General features: G+C 42.5%; 8 protein-coding genes and 1 pseudogene. 5 read left to right on the plus strand and 4 right to left on the minus strand.

The window, feature by feature from the left end:
• Window positions 1-141 precede the first annotated feature (141 nt).
• The 4 genes and pseudogenes from Q7J41_RS03730 to Q7J41_RS03745 all read left to right on the plus strand — a co-directional run bounded on the left by Q7J41_RS03730 (window position 142) and on the right by Q7J41_RS03745 (window position 2,421).
• Window positions 142-603 carry a DUF4825 domain-containing protein gene (locus Q7J41_RS03730; RefSeq protein WP_304885373.1) on the plus strand — a complete coding sequence of 154 codons (462 nt, stop codon included), beginning with the start codon at window positions 142-144 and terminating at the stop codon, window positions 601-603.
• Between the two features lie 163 nt (window positions 604-766).
• Window positions 767-1,207 (plus strand): GNAT family N-acetyltransferase, encoded by a 441-nt coding sequence (locus Q7J41_RS03735; protein WP_304885374.1) that lies wholly within the window; start codon window positions 767-769, stop codon window positions 1,205-1,207.
• 111 nt (window positions 1,208-1,318) lie between these two features.
• Window positions 1,319-1,665 (plus strand): annotated as a pseudogene (locus Q7J41_RS03740) (DUF1810 domain-containing protein).
• Between the two features lie 111 nt (window positions 1,666-1,776).
• Window positions 1,777-2,421: a GNAT family N-acetyltransferase gene (locus Q7J41_RS03745; protein WP_304885376.1), complete on the plus strand. Its 645-nt coding sequence runs from the start codon at window positions 1,777-1,779 to the stop codon at window positions 2,419-2,421.
• A gap of 223 nt (window positions 2,422-2,644) precedes the next feature.
• On the opposite strand, the gene Q7J41_RS03750 is transcribed toward Q7J41_RS03745, so the two are convergent.
• The 3 genes from Q7J41_RS03750 to Q7J41_RS03760 form a co-directional block, all read right to left on the minus strand.
• Entirely contained in the window at window positions 2,645-5,167 is a 2,523-nt protein-coding gene (locus Q7J41_RS03750; protein WP_304885379.1) for a fibronectin type III domain-containing protein, read from the minus strand.
• Between the two features lie 151 nt (window positions 5,168-5,318).
• Window positions 5,319-6,563, minus strand: a complete 1,245-nt coding sequence (locus Q7J41_RS03755; protein ID WP_304885381.1) for a M13-type metalloendopeptidase — start codon at window positions 6,561-6,563, stop codon at window positions 5,319-5,321.
• Between the two features lie 371 nt (window positions 6,564-6,934).
• Window positions 6,935-7,747 carry a LysR family transcriptional regulator gene (locus Q7J41_RS03760; protein WP_304885383.1) on the minus strand — a complete coding sequence of 271 codons (813 nt, stop codon included), beginning with the start codon at window positions 7,745-7,747 and terminating at the stop codon, window positions 6,935-6,937.
• Between the two features lie 248 nt (window positions 7,748-7,995).
• Between Q7J41_RS03760 and Q7J41_RS03765 the strand changes: the two genes are divergently transcribed.
• Complete coding sequence (locus Q7J41_RS03765) at window positions 7,996-8,199, plus strand: hypothetical protein (RefSeq protein WP_304885384.1); 204 nt, start codon at window positions 7,996-7,998, stop codon at window positions 8,197-8,199.
• Between the two features lie 176 nt (window positions 8,200-8,375).
• Here Q7J41_RS03765 and Q7J41_RS03770 read toward each other — a convergent pair.
• Window positions 8,376-9,944 (minus strand): IS1182 family transposase (locus Q7J41_RS03770; protein WP_304885386.1); only part of this gene is annotated, 1,569 nt, incomplete at its 5' end.

The raw sequence follows: 9,944 nt of genomic DNA on the forward strand, positions 1-9,944 counted from the left end.
TTGCATTTTCATTATATCAGATGTTAGGTGCATTTTTCTGTCAACTTCTGTTTTTTAGAAGCTGCAGCGTGTGTTGTTGTAAAGTCTCAGCTGATTTTTAGAGCTGGGAAAGTTGAGTTATTAATAAACAAGGAGAAAACAATGAAACGAGTGGCTATTAGTTTAATGTGTATGGCATTATTGCTTTGTGGTGCGACTGGATGTAGTCAATTATCGCAGGAAGTCAAACAAACAGCGGATGATCTCTATGCCGCTAAGGTGGAGTTTGTGGGGGACAATGCTGCCGTTTATGCATTAATCGAAAAGACGGGCTTGGGAAAAATAAAAGATTACACCATCCAGCTGGAAACCAGTCAGGAACCCTATGGGCTGATCATAAATGTCGCTGAAAAGGATGGTTCTTTTAATAAAAGTGATTTTGTGCCATCGGCGATTCAGTTACTGGGTTTAATCAAGAATCTGGATTATGTCGAAGTTAATAATGGTGATGAGCAGTTTAAAATGTCTACAGAAGAAGCATCGGCGTTGATCGATGAGAATGTAAAAACCCTTGGTGAATCTAAGGATAAACTAAAATCCATCATCGACGAACTTACAAATTAATGACATCGAATGACATCGGAATGCTTCGTTTGTCATGTCCATCAAACTGTGAGATGCCTGAAAAAGAAGATGGATCGATTCCTGGGTTTGGAATGGGGCGTCGGGAAAGGCTTGACAATGGCTTTTTGTGTGGATCTGAGCTTTAATATAGGAGTGAATACTGGTGAATATAAGGAAAGTTGCAAACAATAAGAAAGCATATATCGACTTGCTTTTATTGGCTGACGAACAGGAAGACATGATCGACCAGTACCTTGAACGTGGGGAAATGTTTGTTTTGGACGATAATGGCGTTAAAGCCGAATGTGTGGTTACTAAAGAGGCAGACAGCATTTATGAGCTTAAGAACATTGCGGTTATGCCCGATTGTCAGCGAAAGGGTTATGGAAAAGGACTGATCGATTTTCTTTTTTTTCATTACAGCGATTGCAATACAATGCTTGTAGGAACGGGTGATGTTCCTTCTGCGCTCTGTTTTTATCAGAAATGTGGATTTGCAGAATCATATCGGTTACAAAACTTTTTTACCGACAATTATGACCATCCAATGTTTGAGGATGGGGTGCAGCTTGTTGATATGGTCTATCTGAAGCGAGAGCGATGAAATCGAAGTTTTCGGAAATGATGAGGGGACGTTTTTTAACTTGTGAAAATGGCTTTATTTTTTCATTTCAGTTTACAAGTTGTTAAATTAGAAAGAAAGGCAGGAAGACCGATGGATACCGTTGAGCGTTTTGTCAAAGCCCAGGAAGAAAGCTATGGGCAGGCACTAATAGAAATTAAAAATGGCCGCAAGCGCAGCCATTGGATGTGGTATATTTTTCCCCAGCTTAAAGGGCTGGGCCGGAGTGAACAGCCCGCTATTATGGAATTGCGAATCGGGCCGAAGCTGAGGCGTATCTGGCTCATCCGCTGTTGGGGGTGCGGTTGCTCGAGATTTCTAAAGAACTCTTAAAACTTGAGTCGAGTGATGCCAGGGCAGTATTTGGTCGACCCGATGATCTGAAGCTGAAATCGTCAATGACCCTGTTTTATTCTAATCGATGGCAATCCGGCCTTTAAGGCAGTGCTGGATAAGTATTTTGGAGGAGCTCTGGACGAAGTCACCGTTGCTCAATTAGACAAGTGAGGTTATGAATCCGATTAAGTAGGAAGAAAGGAATAGTTAGACACATGGACAAAGTAATTAAGATCAGGAATGAAGAAGAAAGCGATTATCAGCAAGTAGAAGAAATTACCAGGAAATGTTTTTGGAATTTATACATCCCGGGGTGTAATGAACACTATCTAGTTCATGTGATGCGATCCCACGAAGATTTTCTGCCGGAGCTAGCTCTGGTGATTGAAGTTGATAATCAGATCATCGGGAATATCATGTATACGAAAGCAAAACTGATTGATGAGACCGGGGCAGAAAAAGAGATTTTGACCTTTGGTCCCTTCTGCATTTTACCGGAGTATCAGCGAAAGGGGTATGGAAAAAAACTAATTGAGTATTCCTTTGAACAGGCTGTCGCACTGGGCTATGATGTGATTGTTATCTTTGGGAATCCGAATAATTATGTCAGCCGTGGCTTTAAGAGTTGCAAGCGATATAATATCTGTCTAGAAAATGATATCTATCCATCGGCAATGATGGTAAAAGAACTGAAACCGGAAGTCCTGGACGGAAGAAAATGGGTCTACCATCAAAGTCCGGTATTTGAAATCGATGAACAAGAAGCGGAGCGCTTCGATGCGGGTTTGGAAAGCCTGGAGAAAAAATATCAGCCAAGTCAGGAAGAATTTTTTATTCATAGTCATTCAATTATTCGGTGAGATTTCTTGATGACGAACGAAACGTCCCCTTGTCATAACATGCCCTTGTCATACCCTTGTCATAGGCGATGCAACGGGTTGGGTGCCGCCAAACTGCTAAGACTGAAATTTTTAAAACATGGCACAAACAATCAGCCCCGATTACCGGGGCTGGGAACAACAAATTAGGCGGTATGGTCGTTTATCGACAGCTTCAGCCAGTGGTTTTTCAATGTGTTATAATCTACTCATCCAGGTAGATCAGTGCCCAGTACTCGGTCTTATCTGTAGAATAAGTGCCAACGCCGATTTTAGTATAGGTTTCATTTAGCACGTTTGCCTGAGGGATTAAGTTAACAAAGTATGTTGGAAATGACTCATTTAGTTTTGCAATATTTTCGCCAACATCAGTAAAATTGTTGATCCCGACCGCATTCAAAAGATCGGCAAGGCTTTCTTCGTTGGGGCGGTTATGGGAAAAATTGACTGAAACTTCCGCTGCCCGAACCGCAGCGGCCTGATCAAGCGCTGGATCTTCAACCATCGGAACAAGCCCGGCTGCCTGGCGTTTTTCATTGATCAGCATAATTACCGTTTCTTTAGTCTGCCGGGCGACGTCTTCCTGTGATGGCGTAAAGACACCAATCAGTTGAATATCGGCACCCTGGTCGGTCGGATCATCGGTAAAGGGGGAAGAGGCGATGTCTGTTACAATGGCTCCCCCGCCGAAAAGATTAAGCGATGTTGAATCACCGCTATAACGTAGCGGCTGGACATCGCAAAAATCAGGATTGCCGCCAAATCCGTAGGGACCCGAGTCCGCACTTACCAGTAATGCGATGCGAAAGTTGGTTAGCAGATCAACAATGGATAAAGATGGGTCAATATCCTGATAGATAATAGTCTGCAGTGCACTAAAGTCGTCTCCGGGTTCATCAATAATATCCTTAAAGACGGCTGTTGTACCAGCCTGGGCTTCCAGATACATGGCAAACATATAGGACATGGAATAGCTTGACAGCACATCGTCATCATTCCCATTCTGCCAGATCAATGGGGACAGACCGTTTTGCACGGTCTCAGACGTTTTAAAGTACTCAATCCGGCCATATTGTGTTCCGTACAACATATCTTCGGCCGCCATGGAAAACGCTTCATCAAGACAGGTACTCATTTTAGAACCGCCTTGCTGGATGACATTCACATTATAATTAATGGCATGCTGGAGTTCATGGGCGACGCCCGAATAACTAAAAGAAACATCTTTTTCGGAAGGCGTGTCCGGATCAGGTGTCATCGACGGATAGGTATCCAGATAAATCATGGATCGCTGGTTTGATTGTGCATCATCGGTCAGATCAAGTGGTTTGAAGTAGCCATATTTATATTTAGTTTCTTTTTTATAACCATCCTGGATATCGTAGACCAGAATCGTCACTTTGTTGCTGTTATTAACTACTGGTAAAACACCAAAATTTTCAATCATTTGCTGATAAATCGTGTTGTTATATTCCTGGCCCAGAGTTTCAATCTGATCCGGGCTTAACTGGGACGTCACCGGAACATTCAGGTTTCCGTTTTCATCGGTGGTGTTGTCCACCCAGATTTCAACATTCCCTTCATTATAAACGCATTTCGCATCCAACTGATCAAAAGAAATGGTCTCAAAATTAATGACATAAAAAGTTGTCGTATCGCCGACAGCTGTTTGGGTTTGCAGGTAATCCAGATTGGTAATAAACTGGGTATCTGCGGATGGTTCAAAGGGCACGACCGCATCAATCCTACCGCCTTCTGAATGAGTGCTATTGTCGGCTCCTGAGCTTTGGGCAGTGATGCTTTCTGGAAGATTCCCGGTTGACTCAGTTGTTGTAAAGTCTAATGAGGTATTCACGATGAGCAGCGATGAACCATAATAGATAGTGCCTTGCCTGTCGATATCAGCGATGGCGGCAACTTCAGTCGAAAGATCACTGGAGCCAAACCCATTTGCTGCTGCAACTTTAAAATAATAAGTCTGGCCTGATGCCAGGCCATCGACATCAAAGGTTGTATCGGTAACCGTCGAGGCAATTTGCGAATAAGTACCGTCGGCAGAAGCTGACTGATAGATTGAGTAGGACTCCGCATTTTCGGCCGCAGACCAGGACAAGCTTATCGTATGCGTTCCGGACACCGTGGCGGTTAAATCAGTCGGTGCCGACAACGGTTTGGTTGGTTTTTCCTGAGGGACAATCTTGATTTCCAGCTCTTCAAGACGCAGACCCAAGCCGGTGGTTCCCAATGCCGCTCCGTTTTTCACCCAGTCCCATTGGCCGTTTTCTGTGGGTGTATCACCTTTGTTCTGGACATGGCCGCGGTAATAAACATCATAACCGGGAAAATCCGAAAGCCAGATTTTAATGGCCTCAACCTGTAGCCCCAGCCCAGTGGTTCCGGCAAAATCGCCGTTTTTAACCGGATCCAGCCAACCTTTATTGGCAACGTGGATCTGATAATTAATGCTGGCTCCTTCCGGCACCTCGCCGGTCAATTCAATCCAGACCCCTTCCAAACGCAGGCTCTGGCCGGTCGTTCCAATGGCATCCGAGCCTGTTACAAAGGACCCCTCTGGTTTTGGCATGTTTCCTTCATTCTGAATATGAGCACGATACTGGACACCAATCGGTGTTGCTATTGATTCGGCCCACACACTGGTTGATGCCACTATCAAAGTGATCAAAAGAATCGAAATCATTCCAAACGGTTTAATCTGTCTTTTTTGCATGCTGTTCTCCTTTTAGTTCCTCTGCGGCCGACTGTATCAACTTACGAAAGTTATATCAAAATGCACGTAAATTGCACAACTTGCCAACAGATTAATAATTAGTTGGTGCGGTCGTTTATCGACAACCTCAGCCAGTGATTTTTCACTGGCTTTATTTAGTTTGCCAGATACCGACCCGGTTTTCCGGGGCGACGTACATTTGATCACCCGCTTTTATGTCATAGCACTCATAAAAGCCATCCATCGAACTGAGTACGGCATTGGCTCGTATTTCTGCCGGAGCGTGGGTATTATTGATGACATGTTCTTTGGCCTGATCGGGGGTGGTCTGATTTGCCCAGATGGTTGCCCAGTTGCTATAAAGATCGTCAAGGGATGCCCCCTCTTCTTTGGCTACGGCAGTGATCGCGGTTACTGCCCCCAAATCAGCGATGTTTTCTGACAGGGTCAGTGTTCCATTAACCGGATCGCCAGTGAAGATGGTATAGTTTCCGTAATAATCAATAATTTTTTGCGATAGGGCTTCATACTGCTGATACTCTTTTTCTGTCCACCAAATATTGTAATTGCCTTTCTCGTCATACAAAGAACCCGTTTTATCAAAGGCATGACTGATTTCATGGGCAATAATCGCTCCGATTCCACCAAGATTTTTGCCCCGGCTAGATTGCGCATCATAAAACGGTGCCTGCAAGATAGCGGCCGGAAAACAAATTTCATTATTGGTCGGGTTATAGTAGGCATTGATGGTTTGTGGGGTAATATACCAGGTTTGACGGTCGACGCCTTTTTTGTACTGATCGTACTCGTATTGTCTGGTTGCCTGTTGTAAACCGACAACATTTGAGAGATAGCCACCGCCGGAGGTTATCGGTGCGACTTGAAGGTCAGACATCGATTCAAATCCGACCATCATGATATCGGAATCTAAGTCATCGGGATAAAAACCATACACAATCAGACTGGACTCACCAATGTCGGACAGGGCGATGAGTGCATCCAGGTATTGATCGAGGGTCTGTGCTGCATCAAGCTGGGTAAGATAGGGGGCAATCGCCGCCAGGCCCTGAGTATTGCGCAAATCGAGGTTCGTGGCACAGTGATATAAATCGCTTATTTTTTGTTCACTGCTGCCCATCGGATATGCTCCCGGATCATCGGCCAATTCGGTGACAATTTCCTGAAGCAGCCCCGATGTTTTTTCATTCAATTCATAGAAGTAAGACCATGCCCCTTCCGTAGCAGGGATGGTTTTTTGCTGAAGCAGGTCATAATTAATAAAACCATAATAGTCCTCTGAAATCTGGGGTTTAGCGGATGGTTTGGTCATTGCATTGCTGCAGCCCGCTAACAGGAGCAAACTGATGAAGGCCAGCATAAGTAATCGTTTTCGCATTATTGAATATCCTTTCTTAAAAATAAAATCATCGAACCATCACGGTTCGGCTTTCTAATAATGTGATCTGATACCGCATTGCTGTAAGTTTCTGCTAGATTCAGGTGGCCGACTCCATTGCCGCAATTAGCTGCGACATAAATTATAAAAAAACGGTGCCGAGGGCTATTTTTTGACAGGCATCGAAAATGTTGGAACCGCTACGATTACTGCTTTTAACTTGGCAATGGGCGAGAAAATGTTTGTGGTTTCAGATATTTGAATGAACTTAATTTTATCTTACTATAATTAATAATAATTTGCAATCAGACAATATTAACCACTTAAGGACTGGTTATAGCGCTGTTTTACCTGGAGATGGGATAGCGCCTTCAAATCGATTTAATGATAGGGTCAATAAAGTCGGCTAAGTTGGGTGAGAGCCATTTTGAAGCATGGCAGAAGAGCTGGGAGTATACTTTGTAATCATTTTTATAGGGCAGCGTAGCTAATAAGTCTGCGTTCAATTCGTCCTGAACTGCCAGACGGGGAAGTACGCACAGGCCCAAACCGCTTATTGTCATTTTTTTTATTACTTGAACACTTCCGGATTCCAGAGTCACTTGATAAGGAATTCCGTGCGATTTTAAATCGCATTCAAACGTCTCGCGATAATTGCAGCTCGTGCTCGTCAACAGGAAGGGCTGATTGGCGAAATCTGTTATCGCCAACGCTTTCTTTGATTGCAACGGATGCGTTGGTGCAGAAAGAACCAGAACTTCCTCGCGTTTTTTTAAAAATGAGGTTATTGCGGGATGTTCAATGGAATTTCCGATTGTGAAAGCGACATCGATGGCGTTGCTTGTCAACTGCTCCACGACTTGCGCATTTTCAATGAGTTCTAAGTGAAGTTCATTGTTTGGATGGGAGCGTCGAAACGATTCGACGATTGCCGGAAGTTTAAAAACACATAAAGATTCGGAGGCGCCAACAACAATTCGACTATGCGACAAATGGTCGTTGTCAAGTTTATCTCTGATAGTTGAAGCAAGTGCCCGCATTTCAATGGCGTATGGCAGCAATTGCTCCCCTGACTCAGTAAGAAAAACCTTCTTTCCAATCCGATCAAGGAGTTTTGTGTTGAGCTCCTGCTCCAATTGCTGAATTTGAGCAGAAATATTGGATTGCGCATAGCCGATACTCATTGGCTGTTCGGGTATAGTTCTTGTTCTTTGACAAAACCACAAAGGTTTTTAGTTGCTTTAAGTCCACGAGTGTAAACGCCTTTCTCGGTACGATCGAAATTTTCGATTATTATGATAGAAACACTTTGTTTAACAGATTGATAAATTTATAGTAACATAATCATACCGACGGGACAATAAAAACCCGTACCTGATATAAAATTACGTGAAGGAGTAGCTAAGATGGTTATGAAAAGGAGTAGGATGATATGAAAACAGAATTACGTGAAAAAGTGCTCAGTTTTGGAGCGGACATTTGTGGATTTGCAGGCATTGAACGATTTGCAGGAGCACCAGAAGGATTTCATCCGGCTGATCTATTTCCAGACTGTAAAAGTGTGATTGCCTTCGGAATTGCGCTTCCTAAAGGCATCTTCCTGGCGGAAGCCCAACTGACCTATGCATATTATTAGCGATGGTACCTGTGAAACCTCCGAAAAACGGGCGTAAAAAAGCACGATTTCTTAAATCATGAATGAATATTCATTGATATGTGGCTAATAGAAACCTAACAATTCAATTTTTATTAAAGGTTTGAGAATGACTGATAAATTTATGGCGGCAGTTACTTTTGCCGCCGTAAATTTTATCAGATTTTCAAAATTTTTGGTGGAGGGAATAACAAAGAAACCATCCTTACAATATTGCAGGCTAGATTGGCCATGGTAATATGAATTTTTGCCCCACGAAGTCTGATATACCGACACCGTCGTAATCCGTGATTTCTGACCATTGTAGCAAAACGTCTTTCGATTTTGTAACGCTTATTGTAAGCAATGGTGAATTCTGGGGTTGAAACTCTGGCTTTGTCTGTTAATACAGCATCATGCCGTAAATAAACCGTCACATGTCTGCCTTTATGGTGGTGTTTACCATTTTTTTTAAGGCGATAAATATATTGGTCAATGAGTGGACACTGACTGAAGTCTTTAGGATCAAACTGAAACTCCTTCATCTTGCGATCATGAACTTTTTCATATCTGATTTTGAAAAATTCGGTACTTTTACCATTGGGACAAGTCACTGTTTTGAAATCATCAGAAAAAATAAAATCTTTCATTTTGAAGTAGTCATTTTCTCGGGTGGATTCCTCGTAAAAGGCAATATTGCTGACGATGGTATTGTCTTTTAGAAAGGCTCTGTTTTCGGTTTCGCCATAAGCCTTATCCGCTGACAGCTCTTTTGGTTTTAATCCAACTTGGGTTTCCGTCTTTTGAAGCAACTCTTGTAACTTTTTTCCATCACCGACGTTAAAGGGTGTTTGGGATGATGCTAGGATGATTTCACTGTCTTCATCGATGATGATATGATCTTTGTAGCCCTTCTTAACATTCCCAACAGATTTATGAGCAACTCGTGCATCTGGATCGACGATGCTCACGATTTTATCTTTTTTATTATTGGCATATTGATCCAGCAAGTCATAACAGAGACCAAAAGCGTCCAGGTATTTCTGGTTATATTGCAATTCATCATAGGTTTTGATATAGAGTTTATCTAAATACTTCTGGGTGATTTCAAAATGTTTTCGCCAGTTGACTTTTTCTGTCGTTTCATAAGCCTGATCCAGTTCTGAGTCAATCGCTGCTGCTATTTCAGCTGCCAGTGGTTCATTGAATTCTGCTACTGCCTGGATTACTTTATTGAATGCAATTCTTGCTAGCTTTTTTATTGAAGGGTAATTGACATTGGCCGCCACATCTGTAGAATCAATAATAAAACGATTCGTCCGAATGAGATCTTTTTCAATACATTTTTTAACAATTTCAGTGAAAAAGGCTTCAAAATGTTTTTCTGTCAAACGTTGAACCCGAAAGAAACTAAGCGTGGTGTCATCGGGAACAGTGTCGTTAATACCCAGGTTTAAAAACCATCGGAACACAATATCTGTTTGAATTCGTTTTACAACTTCGACATCGGAAAGTCGATACAAGTATTCCAGAAGAAAAATTTTAACTAGCATAACCGGATCTTTCGAACCACGGCCAATTGGACTATATTGATCTTTTACCAGATCATAAATGAATGAAAAATCGATGATTGAATCAATTTTTATTAGCAGGTGATCCTTGGGTACCAACTTCTCAAATATGATATGATCAAACATATCTAATTGCGGTCTATTTTTCTTTAACATGGTCTGAAACCCCCTTGCATC

The organism is Acetobacterium sp. (assembly GCF_030652775.1).
In the GTDB taxonomy this organism is placed as follows: domain Bacteria; phylum Bacillota; class Clostridia; order Eubacteriales; family Eubacteriaceae; genus Acetobacterium.

Bases quoted from the DNA above. Each gene is read 5' to 3' on its own strand.
- Q7J41_RS03765 (WP_304885384.1), top strand. From the start codon at position 7,996: ATGAAAACAGAATTACGTGAAAAAGTGCTCAGTTTTGGAGCGGACATT.
- Q7J41_RS03750 (WP_304885379.1), bottom strand. From the start codon at position 5,167: ATGCAAAAAAGACAGATTAAACCGTTTGGAATGATTTCGATTCTTTTG.
- Q7J41_RS03745 (WP_304885376.1), top strand. From the start codon at position 1,777: ATGGACAAAGTAATTAAGATCAGGAATGAAGAAGAAAGCGATTATCAG.
- Q7J41_RS03755 (WP_304885381.1), bottom strand. From the start codon at position 6,563: ATGCGAAAACGATTACTTATGCTGGCCTTCATCAGTTTGCTCCTGTTA.
- Q7J41_RS03730 (WP_304885373.1), top strand. From the start codon at position 142: ATGAAACGAGTGGCTATTAGTTTAATGTGTATGGCATTATTGCTTTGT.
- Q7J41_RS03760 (WP_304885383.1), bottom strand. From the start codon at position 7,747: ATGAGTATCGGCTATGCGCAATCCAATATTTCTGCTCAAATTCAGCAA.